This window comes from Rahnella sp. JUb53 (assembly GCF_004346065.1).
Taxonomy (GTDB): Bacteria; Pseudomonadota; Gammaproteobacteria; order Enterobacterales; family Enterobacteriaceae; genus Rahnella; species Rahnella variigena.
In genome coordinates, this window is the sequence record NZ_SLYT01000009.1 from 1 (window position 1) to 22,961 (window position 22,961).

The 22,961-nt window shown below is 50.8% G+C and carries 19 protein-coding genes and 3 tRNA genes; 11 read left to right on the forward strand and 11 right to left on the reverse strand.

Annotation, left to right across the window (positions count from 1 at the left end; translation table 11 throughout):
- Positions 1-188: 188 nt before the first annotated feature.
- The 4 genes from fucO to rhaB form a co-directional block, all read right to left on the reverse strand.
- Positions 189-1,337 carry a lactaldehyde reductase gene (gene fucO / locus EC840_RS19045; RefSeq protein WP_129639674.1) on the reverse strand — a complete coding sequence of 383 codons (1,149 nt, stop codon included), beginning with the start codon at positions 1,335-1,337 and terminating at the stop codon, positions 189-191.
- Positions 1,338-1,584: 247 nt separating this feature from the next.
- On the reverse strand, positions 1,585-2,409 hold the full coding sequence (gene rhaD / locus EC840_RS19050; protein ID WP_129639675.1) for a rhamnulose-1-phosphate aldolase: 825 nt from the start codon (positions 2,407-2,409) through the stop codon (positions 1,585-1,587).
- 71 nt (positions 2,410-2,480) lie between these two features.
- On the reverse strand, positions 2,481-3,737 hold the full coding sequence (locus EC840_RS19055; RefSeq protein ID WP_112289046.1) for an L-rhamnose isomerase: 1,257 nt from the start codon (positions 3,735-3,737) through the stop codon (positions 2,481-2,483).
- Positions 3,734-5,218 (reverse strand): rhamnulokinase, encoded by a 1,485-nt coding sequence (rhaB, locus tag EC840_RS19060; RefSeq protein ID WP_132966629.1) that lies wholly within the window; start codon positions 5,216-5,218, stop codon positions 3,734-3,736. Before rhaB ends, EC840_RS19055 begins: the two co-directional genes overlap by 4 nt.
- Positions 5,219-5,558: 340 nt before the next feature.
- Here rhaB and rhaS point away from each other — a divergent pair, with 340 nt between their 5' ends.
- Complete coding sequence (gene rhaS, locus EC840_RS19065) at positions 5,559-6,386, forward strand: HTH-type transcriptional activator RhaS (protein WP_113876289.1); 828 nt, start codon at positions 5,559-5,561, stop codon at positions 6,384-6,386.
- Between the two features lie 81 nt (positions 6,387-6,467).
- Entirely contained in the window at positions 6,468-7,340 is an 873-nt protein-coding gene (gene rhaR / locus EC840_RS19070; RefSeq protein WP_113876290.1) for an HTH-type transcriptional activator RhaR, read from the forward strand.
- Positions 7,341-7,386: 46 nt separating this feature from the next.
- Here the strand turns inward: rhaR and rhaT are convergent, their stop codons facing one another.
- Together rhaT and EC840_RS19080 are read right to left on the reverse strand one after the other, a co-directional pair.
- Complete coding sequence (rhaT, locus tag EC840_RS19075) at positions 7,387-8,421, reverse strand: L-rhamnose/proton symporter RhaT (protein WP_112289043.1); 1,035 nt, start codon at positions 8,419-8,421, stop codon at positions 7,387-7,389.
- A 598-nt stretch (positions 8,422-9,019) separates the two neighbouring features.
- A complete protein-coding gene (locus EC840_RS19080) occupies positions 9,020-10,111 on the reverse strand; it encodes a GGDEF domain-containing protein (RefSeq protein WP_113876291.1) in 1,092 nt (363 codons plus the stop codon).
- Positions 10,112-10,413: 302 nt separating this feature from the next.
- Here EC840_RS19080 and EC840_RS19085 point away from each other — a divergent pair, with 302 nt between their 5' ends.
- Entirely contained in the window at positions 10,414-10,695 is a 282-nt protein-coding gene (locus tag EC840_RS19085) for a DUF1435 domain-containing protein (RefSeq protein WP_132966631.1), read from the forward strand.
- Between the two features lie 133 nt (positions 10,696-10,828).
- On the opposite strand, the gene EC840_RS19090 is transcribed toward EC840_RS19085, so the two are convergent.
- From EC840_RS19090 to EC840_RS19105, 4 genes are all read right to left on the reverse strand, one after another.
- Positions 10,829-10,915, reverse strand: a tRNA-Leu gene (locus tag EC840_RS19090).
- Positions 10,916-10,960: 45 nt separating this feature from the next.
- A tRNA-Leu gene (locus EC840_RS19095) sits at positions 10,961-11,046 on the reverse strand.
- 36 nt (positions 11,047-11,082) lie between these two features.
- Positions 11,083-11,168, reverse strand: a tRNA-Leu gene (locus EC840_RS19100).
- A 193-nt stretch (positions 11,169-11,361) separates the two neighbouring features.
- The gene (locus tag EC840_RS19105) at positions 11,362-12,300 is read right to left on the reverse strand and encodes a LysR family transcriptional regulator (RefSeq protein ID WP_129639678.1); all 939 of its coding nucleotides are present in this window, start codon (positions 12,298-12,300) and stop codon (positions 11,362-11,364) included.
- Positions 12,301-12,424: 124 nt separating this feature from the next.
- Here EC840_RS19105 and EC840_RS19110 point away from each other — a divergent pair, with 124 nt between their 5' ends.
- Entirely contained in the window at positions 12,425-13,417 is a 993-nt protein-coding gene (locus EC840_RS19110; RefSeq protein ID WP_113876292.1) for an aldo/keto reductase, read from the forward strand.
- A gap of 4 nt (positions 13,418-13,421) precedes the next feature.
- Here EC840_RS19110 and rsmC read toward each other — a convergent pair whose 3' ends face one another.
- The gene (rsmC, locus tag EC840_RS19115) at positions 13,422-14,468 is read right to left on the reverse strand and encodes a 16S rRNA (guanine(1207)-N(2))-methyltransferase RsmC (RefSeq protein ID WP_112289039.1); all 1,047 of its coding nucleotides are present in this window, start codon (positions 14,466-14,468) and stop codon (positions 13,422-13,424) included.
- 139 nt (positions 14,469-14,607) lie between these two features.
- Here rsmC and EC840_RS19120 point away from each other — a divergent pair, with 139 nt between their 5' ends.
- The 7 genes from EC840_RS19120 to osmY all read left to right on the forward strand — a co-directional run bounded on the left by EC840_RS19120 (position 14,608) and on the right by osmY (position 22,851).
- Complete coding sequence (locus EC840_RS19120; RefSeq protein WP_112289038.1) at positions 14,608-15,021, forward strand: DNA polymerase III subunit psi; 414 nt, start codon at positions 14,608-14,610, stop codon at positions 15,019-15,021.
- Positions 14,990-15,433, forward strand: coding sequence for a ribosomal protein S18-alanine N-acetyltransferase (gene rimI, locus EC840_RS19125; RefSeq protein ID WP_129639680.1), 444 nt, complete (start codon positions 14,990-14,992; stop codon positions 15,431-15,433). The genes EC840_RS19120 and rimI overlap by 32 nt, the downstream gene beginning before the upstream one ends.
- A 103-nt stretch (positions 15,434-15,536) precedes the next feature.
- A complete protein-coding gene (locus tag EC840_RS19130; protein WP_120161979.1) occupies positions 15,537-15,842 on the forward strand; it encodes a helix-turn-helix domain-containing protein in 306 nt (101 codons plus the stop codon).
- Positions 15,843-15,844: 2 nt separating this feature from the next.
- Positions 15,845-17,104, forward strand: coding sequence for a type II toxin-antitoxin system HipA family toxin (locus EC840_RS19135; RefSeq protein ID WP_132966633.1), 1,260 nt, complete (start codon positions 15,845-15,847; stop codon positions 17,102-17,104).
- A gap of 163 nt (positions 17,105-17,267) precedes the next feature.
- Positions 17,268-18,857 (forward strand): peptide chain release factor 3, encoded by a 1,590-nt coding sequence (prfC, locus tag EC840_RS19140; RefSeq protein ID WP_112289034.1) that lies wholly within the window; start codon positions 17,268-17,270, stop codon positions 18,855-18,857.
- 412 nt (positions 18,858-19,269) lie between these two features.
- Positions 19,270-21,825, forward strand: coding sequence for a glycosyl hydrolase family 18 protein (locus tag EC840_RS25690; protein ID WP_132966635.1), 2,556 nt, complete (start codon positions 19,270-19,272; stop codon positions 21,823-21,825).
- 435 nt (positions 21,826-22,260) lie between these two features.
- Positions 22,261-22,851, forward strand: coding sequence for a molecular chaperone OsmY (gene osmY / locus EC840_RS19150; RefSeq protein WP_112289032.1), 591 nt, complete (start codon positions 22,261-22,263; stop codon positions 22,849-22,851).
- The last annotated feature ends 110 nt before the right edge of the window (positions 22,852-22,961 follow it).

A 22,961-nucleotide genomic window follows, 5' to 3' on the forward strand; every position in this document is an offset into this window, starting at 1 on the left:
TGCTGTAATTTTTGCGTGTAGTTCTGGCCATAGGCACCTCCGTTTCAAGGATTATATCCTCTTAAGTCGGTGTCACCGATTATTAGACCAGAACACTGCTAAACCCCCTCCCAACCTCCCCCTTCGCAGGGGGAGGAGTAAGGAAATTACACCTTTTTCTTCCCCTTCACAGAGGCAGAAGCTAAAAATTACATCGCTTTCAGATAAAGCTCGCGAACTTCTTCACGTGTTGGCGTACGCGGATTACATGGCGCACACGGATCAGCCAGGGCTTTATCCAGCCAGCCTTCAATGTCGGATTCCTTAATCCCCAGCTCTTTGAAACCGGACGGGATCCCCACGCGGGCGGACAATTTACGGATCGCGTCAATAGCCGCCATGCTGGCTTGCGTTTCGCTGATACCTTGCGTGTGCACACCCATTGCGCGGGCGATATCGGCAAAACGGTGCGGGGCAGAGGAACGGTTAAACTCTTCAATGACTGGCAGTAAAATCGCATTACACACGCCGTGCGGCAGATTATGCGTCGCCCCTGGCTGATGCGCCATCGCATGGACCAGTCCAAGCCCGGCGCTGTTAAATGCCATGCCAGCCAGATATTGTCCCTGCGCCATTTTCTCGCGAGCTTCAATATCGTCGCCGTGATCGACGGCTTTCGGCAGCCATTGTGTGATGGTAGAAATAGCGGCGAGCGCAGTCGGATCAGTCAGCGGATGCGCGCCAACAGATACATAGGCTTCAATCGCGTGCGTCAGCGCGTCCATACCGGTTGCCGCGGTAATGCCTGCCGGGATCTTGAGCATAATCGACGGATCGTCAACGGCGATATCGGGGATCAGATTCGCATCAATGATCACTTCTTTCACCTGACGCTGACTGTCGATGATCACCGCATTACTGGTGAGTTCAGCGGCAGTGCCCGCGGTAGTGTTGATCGCGACCAGGAATACACCCGGTTTAGTGACTTTGCCGACACCGGAATACATCGTGGCTGGTCCCGGATTGGCCGTCAGAATCTTGATGCCTTTAGCGGTATCAATCGGGCTGCCGCCGCCGAAAGCGATCAGATAATCGCACTGGTTTTCCTGATACAGACGGAAACCTTCGTCAACATGAGCCGAGGTCGGATTGGGCACCACGCCGCCGTAAATGGCGTAAGGCATTCCTGCCTGTTTAAGTGCGGAGAATAAACTGTCGAGCAGACCCAGTTCGATTAACTGGCCGTCGGTGACGATAAGCGCTTTGCCGTGTTGTTTAGTCGCCAGCATCGCAACCATATCTTCGATTGCGCCCTGACCGTGAAGGCTGATTTTAGGAAGTGCCAACATGAAACTCATAAAAATTCCCTCTATTTTTCCCGTCGTACTCCAGACTGCAGATGCGTTGGCTGCGTTTAAGAACCCGAATCACTGACTCATGTCAGCTCATCGGGATTCTTGCACTTGCCGCCTTTCTGCAATCAGGATTACTTAGGGAAAGGTTAAATGATCCATACCTTGCGATGCTCTGTTTTTGGTCTTTGCCGATCTTAAGCGAGGAGCATCCGTTGCTCCCCGTTGAAGAATTATTAAACAGATTTTTACATCAGGCTTTCAGTGCAGCCTCGAAAGGCGTGACGTCAAAACGTTTGCCGAGGGCAATCAGTTCGTCAGTCTGGATGGTTTGTTTCATGCCACCCATCGAAATCACTTTCACCAGGATTTCCGCCGATTTTTCAGCGGTGTCGATCAGGCCGAATGCGTCATCCAGCGTCGGGCCGCAGCCGAAGATGCCGTGGAATGCCCACAGCACCAGGCTGTGATGTTGCATCCGGTCGGACGTGGCGGCGCCGATGCCGTCGGTGCCCGGCACCATCCACGGCACGATACCCACGCCGTCAGGGAAGACCACCAGACATTCAGTGCTGCATTCCCACAATTTGCGGGTAATTTTGGCGCTGTCGAGCTCAAGCACGTACGTCAGTGCGATCAGGTTGGTCGCATGGCAATGCATGATCACGCGATCCTGGCCGTTAGTGACACGTTTACGCACGGCGTGAGATTGCAGATGCGATGCCAGTTCTGACGTCGGCAGACCACCCGCGGTCAGGCCCCAGAGGATTTTATAGCTGGCGCCTTTATCATCGAGCTGAATAACGGTCAGCGCTTCTGAAGGTGCGAGTTGCACGTTACGGAAGAATTTACCGGAACCGGTCACGATGAAGTATTCGTTTGCCAAATCCGGCGCGTGCTGTGTCAGTTCAACCGTACGCGGCTGGGCGTAAAAATCGTTCTTATAAGGTGCAATATCTTCTGGCAGCAGTCGCATACTGACGTTGCCGCCGTTGCGCTCATCCCAGCCTTTCAACCACATATCAGTGGTCGCTTTAACCATGCCCTGCACAAACCACGAGGTAAATAATGTTTTCATCAGTTCTTTCCTGCAAATAAGGTGAATGCTTTTCTTCGGTGCTGTCAGCAATACTTTGGGTTTATCAAACCTTAGCGTTTAGCCAGCACGCTGGTTTCGTAATGGCGAACGGTATCCAACCACTGGCCGCCGACCGGTACGTCGTGGCGCTGGCAATACATATCCCACACGGCCTGCCATGGCAGGGATTTCTGTTCTTCCAGCAGTGCCAGACGCGCGGTGTAATCGCCTTCAACTTCCAGTTTTTTCAGTAAATCTGTCGGTTCCAGCAGCGCTTTAAGCAGGGCTTTTTTCATGTTGCGTGTGCCGATAACCCAGGCAGCGATGCGGTTGATCGAGGCATCAAAGAAATCCAGCCCGATATGAACGCGGTTAAACAGGTTGTGGCGGACAATTTCGCTGGCGATGGCCTGCGTTTCGTCGTCAAGCAACACCACATGGTCGCTGTCCCAGCGTACCGGACGGCTGACGTGCAGCAGCAGGCGTGGTACATACAGCATGGCGGCGGAAATTTTGTCGGAAATCACTTCAGTCGGATGGAAGTGACCGGCATCAAGGCACAGCGCGGTACCACGGCTTGCGGCGTAACCGAGATAGAATTCGTTTGAGCCCACGGTGTAGCTTTCTGAGCCGATACCGAACAGTTTGCTTTCGACAGCGTCAATGTGTTCGCTCAGGGCAAACTTCTCAGAAATCACTTCATCCAGTGCAGTCATCAGACGCTCACGTGGTGCAAGACGATCCACCGTGAGGTCTTTCATACCGTCCGGTACCCAGATATTCATCACGGAAGGCGTGCCCAGTGCGCGACCAAATGAGGCAGAGACGCGGCGGCTGGCCTGGCAGTGTTCAATCCAGAACTGACGGACTTCCGGGTTCGCGCTGGAGAGCGTAAAGCCGTCGGCACTCATCGGGTGTGAGAAGCAGGAAGGATTGAAATCCAGCCCAAGTTTGTTTTTCTTCGCCCAGTCCACCCAGTTAGCAAAATGCTTTGGCTCGATTTCATTACGCGCAACGGGCTGATCGGATTCCAGATAAATCGCATGCAGGTTCAGCCGGTTAGGGCCAGGAATCATCGAAATGGCCAGCTCTAAATCAGCCCGAAGCTGCTGAGCATTACGCGCTTTCCCGGGATAATTACCGGTCGCCTGGATACCACCGGTCAGATTGCCTTCCGGGTTTTCGAAGCCAGCGACATCATCCCCCTGCCAGCAATGGATAGAAACGGGCAGGGTATCGAGTTGTTTGATTGCAGCTTCGGCATCAATACCCAGCTGTGCAAAGCGTTCTTTGGCAAGTGTCCATGCTTGATCGATAGATGAAGTCATACTGCGAGTTCCTCATTGACGTGACAGAGCGCCTGGAAACGGCGCCAGTGAATAGCGAAATCCGCGTGTATACGTGGAATGTAGTGGTGTTGCTCAAAATTCGTGGCGACGATGCGACGAAATTCAGCGTTATCTTTGACGGCGTTCAGCGCCATAAGCTGGCAACCGATATTGCCCAGAGTTGACGCTTCAACCGGACCTGCGCTGACGCTGACCTGGCAGATATCAGCACAAAGCTGGTTCAGAAACTGGTTCTGGCTGCCACCGCCGACGATGTGAATATCTTCCAGCGGCGAGCCTTGTAAATCAGCAAGTTGCAATGCGATTTTGCGGTACAACATGGCAAGGCTGTCGAAAATACAGCGCGCCAGCTCTGCAGGTGACTCCGGCACCGGATCACCGGCCTGACGGCAGGCATCGCGAATGGCATCCACCATGGAGGGCGGATTAATAAAACAATCTTCGTTCGGGTTAATCAGATAAGTGAACGGTGTGACGTGTTTAGCCAGTGTGATTAAGGACGGCAAATCCTGAATGTTCAGTTCGCGGCAAACACGCTGGAACAACCATAAGCCCATGATATTTTTCAACACCCGATAGCTGCCGTTGATGCCGCCTTCGTTGGTGATGTTGTCGTGGAGTGCCTGCGCATGGTTGAACGCTTTCGGGCTTTCGATGCCCATCAGCGACCAGGTGCCGGAGCTGAGATAGGCGCTGCGTGAACTGGTGAGCGGAGCGGCAACCACCGCACTGGCGGTGTCGTGTGTTGCCACGCTGAACACCGGTACACTGCGTCCGCGAGGGCTTTTCCACACCCCCGGAGAGTTGCCCGGCTGTGTCGGTTTTTGCAACCAGCGGCGTGGCACACCGGCCAGTTTCAGCAAATCTTCGTCCCAGTCGCCGGTGGCGAGATTGAGCATTTGTGTGGTGCTGGCGTTGGTGTATTCCCAGTTCATGTTGCCGGTGAGGCGGTAAAGAAAATAATCCGGGATCATCAGCATGTGTGCCGCTTTACGGACGATTTCAGGCTGTTGTTCGCTCAGCGCACGCAACTGGTAAAGCGTGTTAAACGGCATGAACTGAATACCGGTTTTTTGGTACAAATTCTCGCGGCCAAACTGCTGCTCCATTCGCGCCATCACGCCTTCGGTACGGTTGTCACGATAAGCCACTGGCAAACCGACCCGCTGCCCCTGTTCATCAAGCAGCACGTAATCCACACCCCAGGTATCAATGCCGATACCGTCAAGCTGAACGCCGGATGCGTCGAGGCGATTCAGCCCCTCAAGAATGTGTTTTTCCAGCGCATCCAGATCCCAGGTTTCGTGGCCATCAACGCGGATCAAGTTATTAGGAAAACGGTGGATCTCTTTCAGTGTCAGCGTCGCTGCCGGCTGCGGATCCTGACGGGTAAACGTCGCCAGCATCACCCGGCCGCTGGAAGCGCCGAGGTCAATAGCGGCAAGATGGTGAGTTCTCATAGCGGCCATTCCTTATTGAATATGTGGCCAGTGTAGGGGAGGCGTTGTGGGGGCACCTTCCGGTGATTGCCACGGGTTTTGGCGGGATGGCAGCATTAAAAAGGTAGATGCGAGGCAGATCACATAACGGTTCAAAGCTGGCTGAAACTGTGAATTACCGCGTCTGAGTAATGCGGGGCAGGCGATTGTGATCGTTGCCGCAGATCTGCATCAAGGCTGGGGGAATCTTTAAAATATGACCGTTTATGACGTTTTTAACGCTGCGGTTTGAAGGTAAGAAAGCGGGGCACAAGGTAGGGTTGTTTCCCGAAACACAATGATTTTGAACCGGAGGCGATAAATGACGTTACTGAGAGGTGATGATTATTTTGCGGCACCTGAACTGACCGTGACGGTTGAGCGGCGGCTTCCGCAAGACGTATTCCCGGAGCACTACCATGATTTTCACGAGATTATGCTGGTGGAAAGCGGATCGGGTGTGCACATTTTTAATGACAATCCCTACACTCTGACCGCCGGTACGGTCTGTTTTGTCCGTGCCAGCGATCACCATCTTTTTGAAAATGTTGATAATCTTCGTCTGACCAATGTGTTGTTCCGTTCACCGAAAGCGTTCCGTTTTATTCAGGACGTCGGTCATTTTTTGCCGCAGGAACATCATTATCAGTCGCAGATCCACTGGCAGCTCAGCCCTTGCGTGTTCCAGCAGGTATTGAACTGCATTACTCAGCTGGAAGCATTACCGGACAGCGTTGAGATGGAACACATCGCTACGCGCGAAAGTCTGTTTTTACAACTGCTGATTTTGCTTTATCAGGATTGTTTCCAGCCACAATTGCGAGATACCTCGGAAAACCGGGTCAATCAGCTTTTGCAATGGCTCCAGTCACATTACAGTGAGGACGTTAACTGGACTGAAGCCGCAGAACGTTTTTCGCTGGCACTGCGAACCCTGCACCGGCAGATGAAGCATTACACGGGCATGACACCGCAGCGTTATCTCAACCGGCTGCGTTTACTCGAAGCGCGCCGTCGTTTACATCATAGCGATCAAAGTATTACCGATATCGCCTATGCCTGCGGGTTCAGTGACAGTAACCACTTCTCGACACAATTCCGTCGGGAGTTTTCGGTGTCGCCAAAACTCATGCGTGATCAGATGCGTTAAACGGCACCTCTCGCAGTTTCGGGTATGTTTATCTGAACTGCCTCGTTTATTTTGTCGTCAAACGGGTATGAGATTGCCGCTATGTCACTAAGACTTTTTAAAAATGACTTCTTTCTGACGGGAATAAATTCGGTTGTGGTGGCGGAACGTCATCCGCAGGCGGATTTCCCCAGTCACGATCATGATTTTGACGAGCTGGTGATTGTCTGGCGCGGCAACGGCCTGCATATCTGGAACGATATCCCTTATCCCATCACTTGCGGTGACCTGTTTTATATTAGTTCGCGGGATCGCCACAGTTACGAATCGGTCAACGAGCTGGCGCTGGATAACGTACTCTTTTGCCGTGAGCGCTTCGGACTGGCGGCAGACTGGTCGCAATTATTGCCCGATGAGAATGTCAGTCAGGAGCAACGCTACTGGCGGCTGAGCACGCTTGGAATGTCGGTTTTACGCGATAAAGTGGATGAACTGGCGAAAGAATGTATGAAGTCTGAGCCGCTTTCCGTGCAACTGAGTGAAGCGTTACTGATGCAACTGGCACTCTTATTACTACGTTTTCGCCAGCGTCCTGACAGCGGGGCATTACCCGATGCACATCAGCTGGATTTATTGCTGATGGCACTGCGAGCAAACATCGCTGAATCATTCCATCTGGAGACCTTCTGCCAGCAGCATGCGCTGAATCCCCGTGCTTTACGCTCGTTGTTCAAGCAGCACACCGGTATGAATGTGAGTCATTATTTGCGTCAGCTGAGGATTTGCCGGGCAATGAGTCTGTTGCGCTATGGCAGCATGACGATCAGTGATGTGGCGGCTGAATGCGGCTTCGATGACAGTAATTACTTCTCGGTGGTCTTCAGTCGCGCCTGTGGAGTATCACCCCGTGATTACCGGCAGCGTTTTATCGGGCAGGGTGGGAAGATATCTTTGTCACTGATGACGGCAGAATAATTTCTGCCGTCTTTTAATGAGTGGTCTTTTGAAGTGTGTAGTGGATTTACAATGCCATTCCCAGACCGACGATATTAGCAGCCAGAATAATCACCAGCGCGCCGATACACAGAACGCGCACCGGTTTTTTCCCGACACCAAGCCATTCTTTCAGCACCAGACCCACGATGCCGCCGCACAGTACGTAGAAGCTCATGTGCAACATCCAGCTCATATAATCATATTCTGCCGGAATGCTGGCATGACCCCAGGCGTAGAAGAAGAACTGCAGATACCACATCACGCCGCCGATAATGGAGAAAATGGCATTGGTGAGCAGCAGGGATTTCGCCACAGACATATCAGCCCGGAACGAAATGGTTTTGCGGGTTGCCAGGCGGACGAAGCAGAAGCCCAGGTTCACGATGGCGCCGCCTCCCATGATAACGACGTAACTTGGCAGTGCGACATACAGCGGGTCAATGCCCAATGCGCGTGCGGCCTCGTGCATCGGGACAGCGGCACTCATGGCAAAAGACATACCGGCGGAGAAAATCCCACACATCACCGCCAGAATCAGCCCCTTACGCAGATTGAACTCTTCAGCTTTAATGCCCAGTGCTTTTTCTTTCAGGAAGCCTGCATAGCTGACAATAGCTACGCCGATGACCGCAACAAATACACCGAGCAGCGTAAGCTGGCCGCCTGTTGTGCCGAACAGCATGCCGATTTTGCCCTGAAGAATAGGGGTCATCAGCGTACCGATAATCAAGGTGATACCGATGGCGATGCCGATCCCCATCGACATGCCAAGATAGCGCATGGTCAGGCCATAGTTGATATTGCCGATGCCCCACATCGCGCCAAAAAGGAAAATGGGCAGCAGGGTTGCGAAGGTGAATGATCCGTAATAGGCCCAAAAATCAGGCAGCAGGACGTAGCTGACTGCCCACGGCAGGATGATCCATGAAAAGAAGCCGCCCAGCGACCACATGGTTTCCCATGACCAATGTTTTACTTGTTTGAATGGCGCATAGAAGCAAGCTGCGCTGGCTGCTCCTATCAGATGCCAGATAATCCCTAAAGCTATCGAACTGTTCATACACCGGACCTTTTTATGTAGAGAAACGTACTGGTGAAGAGATAAGTAATAAATGCCACGCCTAACTGTTCCTTCAGAAATCAGGGCTGCGGCTGGCCGTTAGTGTAAGAAGTGTCCGGCAGAGCAACCTTCCGGTCAGTGCCACGGGCAAATGAGCGCTGGCACTCGCCGGAAGGTCAGGGTGAGTCAGTTCACAGATTAAGAAATGGAGAGAATAATGGTGTTAAAACAACAGAGTAGCGTGTTTTTTTGACGCAGGGAATGAGAAGGATGAATGCAGCTGGCAGGTCGGTCAGTACATTGAAACGAGGGTGTTTAGGATTATCTTTATCGGGGTTATTAAGGCAGGGCTGAAAGATGACAATGGATTATTTAAGCAGATTGATGAAATCGAAAAGTAACATTTTTCAGTAACATTCGACATGATAAATAAGCTGTTTCGCTTTTAGCCAGAATCGTGAATCTGGCTAAAAGCTGAATGATTATGCAACAGAAATGAATGTCCGGCCTTTAATAAAGACTATCTGTCCACTTTAAATATGTCACAGGAAAATAAAAACAATAAACACTCTGTTATCATTGTTACTTTCAAACACTATCAGGCCATTCTTTCTTCAATGGATGCCTCAACGGTTTCCTCTTCCCACGCATAAAATATCTTATTGCGGCCGCTATTTTTTGCGTTATAGAGAGAGGTATCTGCTTTACCTAAAGCCTGAATAAAGTCGCCTTCATCCAGTGCAGCCAGTCCGGCACTTACTGTGACGTGGGTCGATACCTGCGCATTAAACAAATGCGGGATATTCAACCCGAGGACTTTATTCTGGATACGTTCGGCCATGCGAACGGCGTGTTCCTGTTTTACATTGGACATCAGCACCAGAAATTCTTCTCCCCCGTAGCGCACAACTACGTCGCGCGAGCGCACGGCATCACGGATGGCAGCAGACACGCGCACCAGCGCCTGGTCGCCCATCGTATGGCCATAGTTGTCGTTGTAGGCTTTGAAGTGATCGATATCCAGCAGCATGACGTAGTGGCCGGAGGCCTGATTAAACAGGGTTTCCAGTTTGTTTTGCAGTCCGCGCCGGTTGTACAGGCCAGTGAGCGGATCCAGCATACTCAGGTCGCTGAATTTCTCCCGCTCGCTGTAAAGGTTGGATAGCATTCTGCGTGTAAATTCATCGCTGCGTTTTAACATCAGGTGATGCAACCACAGGCCTATCAGCGGCAGGGAAACGGTAAATAAGATACGCCCGATATGTTGAAAATCGTCGAGAAAGATGACGCAAATAGTCGAAGGTACTGCGTGGAGGCAAAAAGCCAGAAAATTATCTGATAAAGCGATAGCACTGATAAAGAATATACTGAGCAAACTGACCAGCAGATAATTTTTATCTGTCTGACTAATTTCAGCAAAACGAAATGCAATTTGCCATCCCCATAACAGCCCGACGATGACAGAACACATATTCAGATGCGCAGAATAATTTTTCTTACTGAAAAATGAAAATATTAATCCTGCTCCGCAAAGACCAAAAATCAGTACCAGCGGAAAAGGCATTGACGATGCGCCTTCTGGCGGATAAACCATGGAAAATAGCGCAGTGGCACTATTTAAAAAAAAGAATAGCAACATCGCCAGCCGATGTTTGCTTTTCAGCAGCTCATCATAGGAATGAGATATCATCAAATTTACTCTATTTAGCGTGTGTTGGTCTGAATAGATAAAGTGTTTTATCGCCTTATACCGCGGGTGTATTCCGTGTAAACAGGCTAATAGTTCAAATGGGTAATTATTAGAATTCAATAAATATCGTTATTAGTGTCACTATTTTGTAGGGCTGCATGGCTAATTTGTTTTACGGCTTCAAAATTAGCACTTTTGTCGACAGGTGTCACCCTAAGGGAGGGTACCGCTGCAAATAGGTGGTAAATGAGAAAAAATCCTATATGATATTGGTTCTCATTATCAACGTTTGGAGCAAGGTTATGATACCGGCGATTGTCATAGCATGTGGGATCTGGGCGGTTGTCTGGATACTGGGTAAGCGTCTCACCAGTGGCTGGGGTGTGTTGCTGCCCTGTGCGCTGATGCCTTTGCTGACGCTGACGCATATGACGCTCGACCAGCTACGGATGCTCGTGGTAGTCGCAATGCTGGCGACGCTGGTCATGTTGTTTCATCGCACGTTACGTCACTATATGCTGTTGCCGTCATTTATGGCGCTGGCAGGCGGACTGGCTGCGGTCACGTTGAATTTTAGTCTATAGTGATAAGTGATTGTTACAGAAAAGGAATCAAAAGAGATGAAAAACAGGAAGCACAGTAAAGCCGCAGGGATTTTTTATTTTCTGAAAGCGAGAGAGTTGATACAGGAAGGAAAAGCCGGAGAACAGAATCATGTGGTGCGAAGAGAGGGACTTGAACCCTCACGTCCGTAAGAACACTAACACCTGAAGCTAGCGCGTCTACCAATTCCGCCACCTTCGCACAGATGATTTCTGCTTACTGCTGATTTGATTTATATCACCGGAGTGGTGCGAAGGGAGGGACTCGAACCCTCACATCCGAAGGACACTAACACCTGAAGCTAGCGCGTCTACCAATTCCGCCACCATCGCGTACCGTGCCGTGCAATATAAATCTTGTGGTTGTTTTGGTGCGAAGGGAGGGACTCGAACCCTCACATCCAAAGGACACTAACACCTGAAGCTAGCGCGTCTACCAATTCCGCCACCATCGCTTCCAATTGATTACTGTGTTGATGCATTCATCGGAATGTCATCAGCAAGTAACACAACCACGGGGGCGAATTCTAGAGATTTTCCCACAGGCGTCAATAGTTATTTCCCCCATTTCGGACGTTTGATGTAAAAAACAGCATATTCACCGTGAATGGTTCAGTGTGCCAGAGAGTCCTCAGGGTAATCGATGGTTTAATCAACGATTTTTCCCGGAATGGCTTTCTGATTGTCCGGTTGAACGGGGCTGGAAAACAGGGTGATCAGCCAGTCAAGCAGCACACGGATCCTTGGCGCAAGGAAACGGCCGGGCGGGTACATGATGTATAACGGCATCGGCGGTGGAAGATGCTGATGCAATACTTCTACCAGTTCGCCCTTTTCCAGTTCCTGCGCCATCGCCAGTTCTGAAGCCTGTATCAGTCCGAAACCGGCTTTTGCGGCAGCGACATAAGCGTCAGCGCCGCTGACGGTCAGTTTGCTGGGTAATTGTCGCTTTTCAACCTTTCCGTCAGTCATGAAATCCAGATGCGAATCAGCCCGCTGATGGGCAAAAAAGTAGCCGACAGCCTGATGTCCGGCGAGATCTTCCGGCGTTTCGGGTATACCGAATTTCGCTAAATACTCAGGCGAGGCACAGGTGATTTGTTTCAAATCCACCAGATGGCGCGACTGCAAATTGTCATCTTCTGAAGGCCAGGCGCGCACCACACAATCCACACCCTGATCGAGCAGATTGATGGCGTTGTCATTGGCGCTGACGCTCAGGGTAATTTGCGGGTAGCGCTGGTAAAACGCCGGTAACGCGGGGATTACCATCACGCGTGCCAGAGAATGCGGCATATCGATGCGCACAATGCCTGTGGGCTGATTTTTGTGATGTGCAAACAGGGCGTCGGATTCTTCCAGCGCCGAGATCAGTTGCAGACAGCGCTGGTAGTAAATTTTGCCTTCGTCGGTGATTTTCACCTGCCGCGTGGTGCGTAAAAACAGGCGAACCCCGAGCTTCTGTTCCAGCCGTTTAAGGGTCGTGCTGACTGTCGCCCGTGGCAGATTCAGGTCTTCCGCTGCACGGCTAAAACTTTCCAGTTCGGCAATACGGATAAAAATTTTCATCGCCAGAATTTGGTCCATCACTTCCCCGCTGATTGTTTGCGATTTATGAACAGTGTTGCACGTTTTCACTGATTTATCTTTCCTGACATAACAACCACACTTCACTTCGTTACTTCCCTCTTAGAGTCAAAAGGAAAATCCGATGAAACAACGTCAGTTGGGTAAAAACGGTCCGATGGTGTCTGCACTGGGACTGGGTTGCATGGGCATGAGCGATTTCTATACCACCGGTCAGGATCATAAAGAATCGATGGCAACGCTGGAGCGGGCGCTCGAAATAGGCGTCACGATGTTTGATACCGCCGATGTTTACGGGCCGTATACCAATGAAGAACTGCTCGGGCGCTTTCTGAAAGGGCGTCGCAATCAGGTCTTTTTAGCCACCAAATTCGGTATTGTGCGCGACCCGGCTAACCCGCAGGCGCGCGGGACCAATGGTCACCCTGATTATGTCCGAAAGTCGGTAGAGGGTAGCCTGAAGCGTCTGGGCACCGAGGTTATCGACCTTTATTATCAACACCGTCCGGATCCCACCGTGCCGGTTGAAGACACCATGGGCGCGCTGTCCGATCTGGTGCGTGAAGGGAAGATCCGTTATATCGGGCTGAGCGAAGTGCCGGTGAGTATTCTGGAAAGGGCGCATAAAGTTCATCCGGTCACCGCGTTGCAGACGGAATATTCACTCTGGTCGCGGGATGTGGAAGCCGATATTTTACCGGCGTGTGAACGGCTTGGGATCGGTTTCGTGCCTTACAGCCCGCTGGGTCGAGGCTTTCTGACCGGACAAATCCGTTCAGTGGATGATCTGGATGCAGACGATTACCGTCGTGAAAGTCCGCGTTTTCAGGGCGAAAACTTCGCGAAGAATCTGCAACTGGCGGAAAAAATCGGGGAACTGGCGCAGGAGAAAGGCGTGAAACCGTCGCAGCTGGCGCTGGCATGGGTACTTTCACGTGGCGACAACATGGTGCCGATCCCTGGCACCAAGCGTCGTCATTATCTTGAGGAAAACATCGCCGCGCTTGATGTCTCCCTGAGTGAAGCCGAAATCGCGGCGATCGAAGCAGTGTTTCCTTTCCGCGTAGCAGCGGGTGACCGCTACAATGCAGAAATGATGCGTATCCTCAGCGTCTGACTGATTAACGTTTTTTCTTTTTCAAATCGCGCGGTGGACGGCCACGGACGGCTCTGTAAACCTTAAAGCGGCCGTTCTGTGCCAGCACTTCATGGCTGCCAAAAGCATCATCGAGCAGGGCGGCATACGGCAGGAAGGCGTTAGCCACAATGCGCAGTTCACCGCCAATGTTCAGATGGCCCACTGCGCCACGGATCAGCTGCTCAGCCGCTGTCAGGCTGGTTTGCAGACCTTCGTGGAATGGCGGGTTGGAGATGATCATGTCAAAACGACCGGCAATGTCGGAATAGACGTTGCTGGCGATCACTTCGCCCGGCAGGTCGTTCGCCGCCAGTGTGGCGCGGCTGGCTTCTATAGCGGCAGCGCTCACATCACTGAGCGTGACTTTCATCTTCGGCGAGTACATGGCAAGTACCGAAGCCAGCACGCCGGAACCGCAAGCCACATCCAGCACTTTGCCTTTCACCGGTTCTTCAAACGTGTTGATCAGCAGCAGGCTTCCGCTGTCCAGACCTTCACGGCTGAACACGCCCGGCAGGGTTTTGATGGTCACTTCTTCGACCATGTACTGATCCCACCAGCCGTCGGCATCAAATTCAGGCTGTTTTTCCAGACGACCATGATACAAACCGCAACGACGCGCGCTGTCGATTTTGCTCAGTTCACACAGACCTTCCAGCGTGGTTTCAGCGCTGCGTACGCCACTGCGGTTTTCACCGATGACAAACACGTCAATGCCGACCGGCAACTGTGAAAGTAAGTTGAACAGCTGGAATTTCGCTTCCAGTTTGCTTTTCGGCCAGTAATACACCAGCACATCGCAAGGCGCGATAAGCTCAGCGTCAGCCAGTAAACCGAACTGAACGTTTTCGCCCAGACTTTTGCTGAGCATCTGCCAGTGATGATACATATTGGTGTGAACGCGGACTTCTTCGGCGTCAATTTCAGCTGGCAGATTGTCTTGTAAGTCGCCGGCGAACAATACGCGGCGGCCTTCGAATTCTTCGCTATGGCGCAGTATGACTTCGCTGGCCGGAGTTAATGCAGACATCAGGGTGAGGCTCCTCAGGAATGAACGCGGGATTATATACTCTTCGCCTCTGATTGAGTAATCGAGCTTTATTGGCGCATATTCGCTGTGTTTGCTAGCATAGCCGGGCTTTTCGCACTTCAACCGGCAGGAAACAGGCATGGCATCCAGACGAGACACACTGTTACAGCAACTGGGGATCACCCAGTGGACGCTGCGCCGGCCCGCGGTTTTACAGGGCGAAGTGGCGGTCAGCCTGCCTGCGGACACTAAACTGCTGATTGTGGCAGATGTTCCTCCTGCGGAAGATGACCCGCTGGTCACCGATGTTTTACGCAGTCTGGCACTGGGTGCTCATCAGGTTTATCGCCTGACGCCGGAACAGGTCGCCATGTTGCCTGAAGATACCCGCTGCAATGTCTGGCGACTGGGGTTAAGCGAACCGCTAACTCTCGCCGGTCCGCAGTTATCCAGTCCGGCTCTGGCCGAACTCTATCAAGACGCCGGCGCAAAACGCGCGCTCTGGCAGCAGATCTGTGAAAATGAACAACATTTCTATCCTGACCATCGCTGATCTTCCCCGCGCATTTGAAATTGAGCAGGCCAGCCATGCCTTTCCGTGGACGGAAAAAACGCTGGCCAGCAATCAGGGCGAGCGCTATCTGAATCTCAAGATCATGCAGGGCGACGTGATGGCCGGTTTTGCTATCACCCAAATCGTTCTCGACGAAGCGACGCTTTTCAATATTGCCATCGATCCCGCTTTTCAGCGTCAGGGCTTAGGCCGCACATTGCTGGAAGAAGTGATACAACAGCTTGAGCAGAAAGATGTTTTCACGTTATGGCTCGAAGTCCGCGCCTCTAACGCTAAGGCTATCGCGCTCTATGAAAGCCTCGGTTTTAACGAACTCTCCGTTCGCCGCAATTACTATCCCGCCGCACAAGGCCGCGAAGATGCCATTATGATGGCGCTCCCGCTGGGGTAAAAACAGCTAACTTGTTGTAATCTACACATCAATACATCTAATAAGTTGTATTGATGTGCTATGACAACTAATCTGTTGTTAAGCCATGCGAACGGACAGCCTCATGAAAACCCTCAAGCAACTCCCGGAACTTCTGAAACAAAGAAGAATACAACTGGATCTGAATCAGAAGGATATGCTGATGCGAATCGGTATGTCTCAGCAACAGTACCAGCGTATTGAAGCCGGGGCCGATCCGCGACTTTCGACTCTTCTACGCATTCTGGAGGGTATGGATCTGGAAATGATGCTGGTGCCGCGTCAGCGGGTGCAGGAAATTGAGGCATTACTGGAGGGGACGTCGAGACTGACGGTGAATGAAAGCCAACCAGACAGCTGGAATGACCTTCTGCATGATCTGGACGATTAGCCATGACAAAACAAACAGAGTCTGTCGAAGCACTGGCTTTATATTTACATGATCAGCGGATTGGCGTACTGGCTCATTATTCCGGCAGCCGAAATATCCTGACTTTCGACCCTGCTTATGCGGCTTTATCTTGGGAGGATAAGCCGGTTTTTACATTGTCACAAAAGTCACACTCTGATTACTTGCATCGCCCGCTGGTTTCTTCTCTCCGTTTACCCCCTGTACTTTCTAATTTGTTACCGGAAGGGGCTTTGCGGGCATGGATGACGCAGTCACTAAAAATCCATCACGATTCAGAATTCCCTTTACTGGCGTATGCGGGAAAAAATCTTCCGGGTGCATTGCGGGTCAGACCCGTCCTCAGAGATGAAATGCCAGCCTGGGCTAAAGTGTCTCGTGGCGACCGGCTTGAGCCTGTTCAGATAGATGTTAGTCAGCAGGCCGATAAGTTTTCGCTGGCTGGCGTTCAGCTGAAGTTTTCTGTACAGCAGGAACAAGGACGCTTCAACGTCAGCGCTGAAATCGGCGAAGATAGCTGGATAATCAAAACGCCTTCGGTAGTGCATCCTTCGCTCGCGGAGAATGAATTCACTGCCATGACACTTGCGGCAAGTGCGGGGGTTGAAATCCCTGAGATCAAGCTGATCCGTCTTTCTGAAATCGATAACTTGCCCGACATTCGCCTTCCTGATGAGCCTTTTGCTTTTAGCATTAAGCGTTTTGACCGCAGTCCTGCCGGGCGTATACACACGGAAGATTTTGCTCAAATTTTTGAGGTGTATGCCCATCGGAAATACGGGCGCCATAACTATGAACAAATCGCAGCGGTGCTTGATCGTGTTGGTTCTGCCGGGTTGGCTGATGTGCAGCAAATGGCACGCCGGTTACTGGTCAATATCCTGCTGGGAAATGGCGATGCGCATTTGAAAAACTGGTCGGTTATCTATCCTGACGGAATAAATGCCCGACTCTCTCCGGCTTATGACATCGTGAGCACGCGAATTTATATGCAGGATGAACAAGGAGTGGCACTGAATATGGCCCGGGAAAAACGCTGGGCTGTGATCGATTTCGCTACTTTTGAAAAATGGACATACCGAATCGGGGTGTCATGGCCTGCGATAAAAGTGCATTTGAATGATGTGCTGAGTATTGCTCGCAAAGAATGGCAAGACAGGCTTGATTCGCTCCCTATGGCCGATGCGCATAAAGTGATTTTGCGACGCCATTGGGCTTCATTGCCTTCTGACTTCAAACTCTGAGTTTTTCTCGCACACACCATACAAAAAAACCATTGATTGCCCATCCCGGCTAAATCAGTGAAAATAGCCGGCTATAACTTTTATTACCGCTTTGCCTGACGTCATCTTCTGACGTGATGTTAAATCCTATGCAGGGCGGACCAACCGCAGAAACGTGAAAAACATGTCTCCAAGTGAATACGCCCTTGAAGTGGCCAAGCGCCGCACATTTGCCATCATCTCTCACCCCGATGCCGGTAAAACTACGATTACTGAAAAAGTTCTGCTATTCGGACAGGCCATTCAGACCGCCGGTACAGTAAAAGGCCGCGGCTCCAGCCATCATGCCAAATCCGACTGGATGGAAATGGAAAAACAACGTGGTATCTCCATCACTACGTCCGTGATGCAGTTCCCGTACAAACAGTGTCTGGTTAACCTGCTAGACACCCCGGGGCACGAGGACTTCTCCGAAGATACCTACCGTACCCTGACCGCGGTTGACTGCTGCCTGATGGTGATCGACGCTGCGAAAGGTGTTGAAGACAGGACCCGTAAACTGATGGAAGTCACCCGTCTGCGTGATACGCCGATCCTGACTTTCATGAACAAACTCGACCGTGACATCCGTGACCCGATGGAAGTGATGGACGAAGTGGAGCGCGAGCTGAAAATTGCCTGTTCTCCGATTACCTGGCCGATCGGCTGCGGTAAATTGTTCAAAGGGGTTTACCACCTCTATAAAGATGAAGTGTATCTGTACCAGACCGGTAAAGGTCACACCATTCAGGAAGTTCGCGTCGTTAAGGGCCTGGATAACCCTGAGCTGGATGCTGCTGTCGGCGAAGATCTGGCTGTGCAACTGCGTGAAGAGCTGGAACTGGTTCAGGGTGCATCCCATGAATTCGATCACGAAGCGTTCCTGCAGGGCGAACTGACGCCGGTATTCTTCGGTACTGCACTCGGTAACTTTGGTGTTGATCACATGCTCGACGGTCTGGTGGACTGGGCGCCTGCGCCGATGCCACGTAAAACGGACCTGCGTGAAGTGAAAGCCGATGACGAGAAATTCACCGGGTTTGTATTTAAGATTCAGGCCAATATGGATCCGAAACACCGTGACCGCGTGGCATTCATGCGTGTGGTGTCCGGTAAGTATGAAAAAGGCATGAAACTGCGTCAGGTGCGTACGGGTAAAGACGTGGTGATTTCTGACGCGCTGACCTTTATGGCCGGCGACCGTTCACACGTTGAAGAAGCCTATCCGGGCGATATCATCGGCCTGCACAACCACGGCACGATTCAGATTGGCGACACCTTTACTCAGGGTGAGAACATGAAGTTCACCGGCATTCCTAACTTTGCCCCTGAACTGTTCCGTCGTATCCGCCTGCGCGACCCGCTGAAGCAGAAACAGTTGCTGAAAGGGCTGGTACAGCTTTCAGAAGAAGGCGCGGTGCAGGTGTTCCGTCCGATCTCTAATAACGACTTAATCGTTGGTGCGGTCGGTGTGCTGCAGTTTGAAGTGGTCGTGGCGCGTCTGAAAAGCGAATACAACGTTGAAGCGATTTACGAATCCGTGAACGTTTCTACCGCCCGTTGGGTTGAATGCAACGACGTGAAGAAGTTCGAAGAATTCAAACGCAAGAACGAAACCAATCTGGCGCTCGATGGCGGCGATAATCTGGCCTACATCGCCCCAACCATGGTGAACCTGAATCTGGCTTCAGAGCGTTATCCTGAAGTGAAATTCCGTAAAACCCGCGAACATTAATCTGTTCTGTTTCTGGAAAGGCGACATTTATGTCGCCTTTTTTATTACTTCTGAATTTAACATTAACTAAATATATATTAATTCACTTGCTTAATCGCGCTCTATTATTACATTCCTGTATGTTTAAATGCAGAGAATATGTCTGGCTTATTAAATAATCTTAATTGTAATTATTAGTGCGATCTATTAGTTTTTGATTAGTTTGTTTCCTAATAGATATGTCATTATACGCATGCCACAAATTACTTCATATTTATTTGATATGTATCGCAATCAACACATGCTTTGCATTTATGGATTAATAAATAAATTCTCAATTCACCATAGTTTCAAATACGTTTTCTCGTAAAACATATATGTATTCTATGAATACCCCGCCGTGGCAATGATATATATATAAGGAATGTAAGTTATGAAAATGAATAAAATCACACAGATGTTGTGTGTTGCCGGTCTGACGATGGCCTCTGCCAGCGCCTTTGCGCTTGAAGCGTGGAATGGACAGGAAGGCGGCGACACCTATGAAGTTATCTTCGACGGCGGCGTTTACTCTAACGCCTGGTGGGTCGGTGCCACCAATTGCCCGGGCACGGCTGAACAAGATCAGGGTGCCAACCCGTGGCGTAAAGTACGCGACGCATCCGCGACTGAAATGAGCCAGTATGGCAACCCGACAGTTTGTGAGATCGCCGGTGACGGTACCCAGAATAATTATGTCAATTATGACAGCAGCCGTGATTATTTAGCCGGTGATATTGTCCTGGCAAATGGCATGACGTACAAAACGTCTAAAGCAACGCCTGCACACAGTTTCGCACCAGCAGAAAATAACCCGTGGGTAGCTTATGCACCGACGCCGGTCTGGAGCAGCAGCACAACCTATAATCAGGGTGATAAAGTTCAGAAAGACGGTGTGATGTATGAAGCTCTGTTCTACACCGTTAATAATGATCCGTCTCTGGCAGCCAATCAAAACCCTGAGGGAAATAACGGCCATCCGTGGAAACCGTTAGGTCCGGTTCAAACCTATTCTCAGGATCAAATTGATAACGCGCCAACGTTGGATATTAATACCTTATATCCTGCTAATTCATTGGTGAAATATAACGGCAAGAATTATCAGTCTGCTGTCATCGTTCAGAAAGTGAAACCAGACGATGTAACACCATGGGCTGTTTATATGGACTGGAGCGGCACCAAAGAGCGAGTGGGTACGCCGAAGAATCCATGGCCTGCCCAGTTCTATGCGCCATATGTCGATTTTACCTTAAACATGCAACCTGACCTGGTAGGTCTGGCGAAAAACCAGAACGTTAACCACTTCACCATGGCCTTTATGGTCGCTAAAGATGCTAATACCTGTGTACCGACGTGGGGCACTGCTTACAGCGTCACCAACTATGCACAATACAGCAAAATCAAAGCATTGCGCGAAGCGGGCGGCGATATCATGGTATCGATCGGCGGCGCGAACAATGCACCACTGGCTGCTGCCTGTAATAACGTGAATGATCTGGCCCAGCATTATTACGATATCGTTGAGAACCTTAATCTTCAGGTGCTTGATTTCGATATCGAAGGCAACTGGCTGGCGGATAAAGAATCTATCCAGCGTCGCAATGCTGCCGTCAAATTGGTGCAGGATCGTTGGGCTGCCGAAGGCCGTCACATCGGTATCTGGTATACCTTGCCTGTTCTGCCAACCGGTCTGACCCATGAAGGGATGGAAGTGTTGCAGGATGCCAAAGATCAGGGCGTGGTGCTTACTGGTGTAAACGTGATGGCGATGGACTACGGCAACATTCAATGCCAGTCAGCCAACACTGAAGGCCAGAATATCCATGGCAAATGTGCGACGTCGGCTATCGACAATCTGTTTGCTCAGGTGAAAGGTTTATACCCTGAGAAGAGCGCGGCGCAGGTTTACGCCATGCTGGGTACGACCCCGATGATTGGCTATAACGACGTGCAGGGCGAAGTGTTCTATCTTTCTGATGCCCGTCTCGTTTACCAGCAGGCGAAAGATTATGGCCTGGGTATGATTGGTGCATGGTCTATGGCTCGCGATCAGCCGGGTGTTTCTGGGCAAGTTTCCGCAGAACACAGTGGTATGACACCGGAACAGGCTCCGCTCTATGCTTACAGCCAAATCTTTGCGCCAATCACCAGCGGTTCAGTCGCACCGGTAGCAACCAATACGCCACCGGTCGCGAATGCGGGTATGGCTCAGCAAGTTAACGGCATCGGCGTGATTACACTGGATGGCTCGGCCAGTACCGATAAAGACGGCGACAGCCTGACTTATCAGTGGAAACAAGTTTCCGGCCCGGCAGTGACGCTGCAAAACAGCAATTCAGCTAAAGCGACATTCAGCGTGGCGCAACCGGTGACCAATGCGGTGTACACCTTCTCTCTGACCGTGAGTGACAGCGAAGGCAGCACCACGGCGCAAACCAGCGTGAATGTGATTGATGCCTCTAAACCTGTCGCACCGTCCGTTACCCTTGAATCCACGTATACCGTGACTTCAGGTGAATCGCTGACACTGACAGCTAAAGTGACCGATCCGGATACGCAGGCTGCTGATTTGCATTATCAGTGGACTAATCCGGCTGGATTGCCAGTCGCACCGGCTCAGGGTGCAGCATCCAATACTGAAGTCATTAATGCACCACAAGTGACCGTTGATACACGCTTCACTGTTGACGTGACCGTGACCGATAACACCGGTTTAACGGATACCGCGACCACCACGGTTCTGGTAAAAGCTAAAGCGGCGGCGGCAGGTTACGACTATGTTTACCCGGAAAGCAGCGAGAAATACGTGGCGGGTACTAAGGTATTAGGCAGTGATGGCAGCATCTATCAGTGCAAACCTTTCCCATACTCTGGCTGGTGTGGTCAGGCGGCCTGGGCTTATGCACCAGCTACCGGTACTAACTGGCAGGATGCATGGGACAAGCAGTAATCTAAAACCAAAGTCTGATTTTTAAAGCAAATTTTTAACCCAATAATGCCAAATGGCTCCTTTTACAGGAGCCATTTTTTTATCTGAAGCGTGTCCGCCTCCAGATATTTCCTATCACTATGCCGATATTTTGTGCAAATTTAGGGGGAAACCTTCGGACTTGTCTGCATTAGGGTCCCTATTCGACGATCTTCCTACACATTTGATCATTCTTGACTATATTAAATGTGTGTTCAGGAAATGGTGGCTTAAAGCACTACATTAAAGTCACTCAACAGAGAGTTATATCGCGAGGCAATTAAAAGCCAGAATAAAACGATGTACTCTGCTACAAGGACAGTAAAAACAGCAGCAATACAATTTGTTAGAAGGCGTCACCAAGAATGTGACGTACAGAGCCGAAATCAAGGCTTATAAACCGAAAGGAAGAAATCGATGAAAAACTCTAAATTTGCCTATTCCATGATGGCCGTAGTACTGGGTACCGCACTGATGAGCGGCAGCGCTCTGGCTGCGACGACTACAGATAGCGCAGGTGCAAAAATCGATAGCTCCATGAAGAAAGTTGATAACTACATGGGCGACAGCGCCATCACAGCGAAAGTAAAAAGTGCACTGGTGGATGATAAAGCCATCAAAAGCAGCGACATTTCCGTGACCACCAATGCAGGCGTTGTTACGCTGAGCGGTTTCGTTGGTTCACAGGCTGAAGCTGAGCAGGCGGTTGCTGCCGCAACTAAAGTTGAAGGTGTGAAATCTGTCAGTGACAAACTGCACACTAAAGACAGCAAAGACCAGAGCGTGAAAGGCTATGCGGGCGACAGCGCAACAACAGCGTCTGTGAAAGCAAAACTGCTGGCCGATGACATTGTCCCTTCACGTAATGTAAAAGTTGAAACCACCGACGGCGTAGTACAGCTTTCCGGTGCAGTGAAAGACCAGGCACAGTCTGACCGTGCTGAAAGCGTTGCGAAAACCGTTGATGGCGTGAAAAGCGTCAAAAATGACCTGAAAGTCGCACCGTAACGATATTCTGCTCTACCTGTAGTACAAGACCTGTAGTACAAGACCTGAAGTACTAGGCGCCTTCTCACGGGCGGGCGCCTCATATTTTGAATAACGCATAACAATATTTG

Coding starts and splice junctions, on each gene's coding strand:
- rhaT (WP_112289043.1), bottom strand. CDS start 8,421: ATGAACAGTTCGATAGCTTTAGGGATTATCTGGCATCTGATAGGAGCA.
- EC840_RS19105 (WP_129639678.1), bottom strand. CDS start 12,300: ATGGACCAAATTCTGGCGATGAAAATTTTTATCCGTATTGCCGAACTG.
- prfC (WP_112289034.1), top strand. CDS start 17,268: ATGTCTCCAAGTGAATACGCCCTTGAAGTGGCCAAGCGCCGCACATTT.
- EC840_RS19130 (WP_120161979.1), top strand. CDS start 15,537: ATGAAAACCCTCAAGCAACTCCCGGAACTTCTGAAACAAAGAAGAATA.
- EC840_RS19135 (WP_132966633.1), top strand. CDS start 15,845: ATGACAAAACAAACAGAGTCTGTCGAAGCACTGGCTTTATATTTACAT.
- osmY (WP_112289032.1), top strand. CDS start 22,261: ATGAAAAACTCTAAATTTGCCTATTCCATGATGGCCGTAGTACTGGGT.
- fucO (WP_129639674.1), bottom strand. CDS start 1,337: ATGAGTTTCATGTTGGCACTTCCTAAAATCAGCCTTCACGGTCAGGGC.
- rhaB (WP_132966629.1), bottom strand. CDS start 5,218: ATGAGAACTCACCATCTTGCCGCTATTGACCTCGGCGCTTCCAGCGGC.
- EC840_RS19080 (WP_113876291.1), bottom strand. CDS start 10,111: ATGATATCTCATTCCTATGATGAGCTGCTGAAAAGCAAACATCGGCTG.
- rhaR (WP_113876290.1), top strand. CDS start 6,468: ATGTCACTAAGACTTTTTAAAAATGACTTCTTTCTGACGGGAATAAAT.
- EC840_RS19055 (WP_112289046.1), bottom strand. CDS start 3,737: ATGACTTCATCTATCGATCAAGCATGGACACTTGCCAAAGAACGCTTT.
- rimI (WP_129639680.1), top strand. CDS start 14,990: ATGAACAACATTTCTATCCTGACCATCGCTGATCTTCCCCGCGCATTT.
- EC840_RS19110 (WP_113876292.1), top strand. CDS start 12,425: ATGAAACAACGTCAGTTGGGTAAAAACGGTCCGATGGTGTCTGCACTG.
- EC840_RS19085 (WP_132966631.1), top strand. CDS start 10,414: ATGATACCGGCGATTGTCATAGCATGTGGGATCTGGGCGGTTGTCTGG.
- EC840_RS19120 (WP_112289038.1), top strand. CDS start 14,608: ATGGCATCCAGACGAGACACACTGTTACAGCAACTGGGGATCACCCAG.
- EC840_RS25690 (WP_132966635.1), top strand. CDS start 19,270: ATGAAAATGAATAAAATCACACAGATGTTGTGTGTTGCCGGTCTGACG.
- rhaD (WP_129639675.1), bottom strand. CDS start 2,409: ATGAAAACATTATTTACCTCGTGGTTTGTGCAGGGCATGGTTAAAGCG.
- rhaS (WP_113876289.1), top strand. CDS start 5,559: ATGACGTTACTGAGAGGTGATGATTATTTTGCGGCACCTGAACTGACC.
- rsmC (WP_112289039.1), bottom strand. CDS start 14,468: ATGTCTGCATTAACTCCGGCCAGCGAAGTCATACTGCGCCATAGCGAA.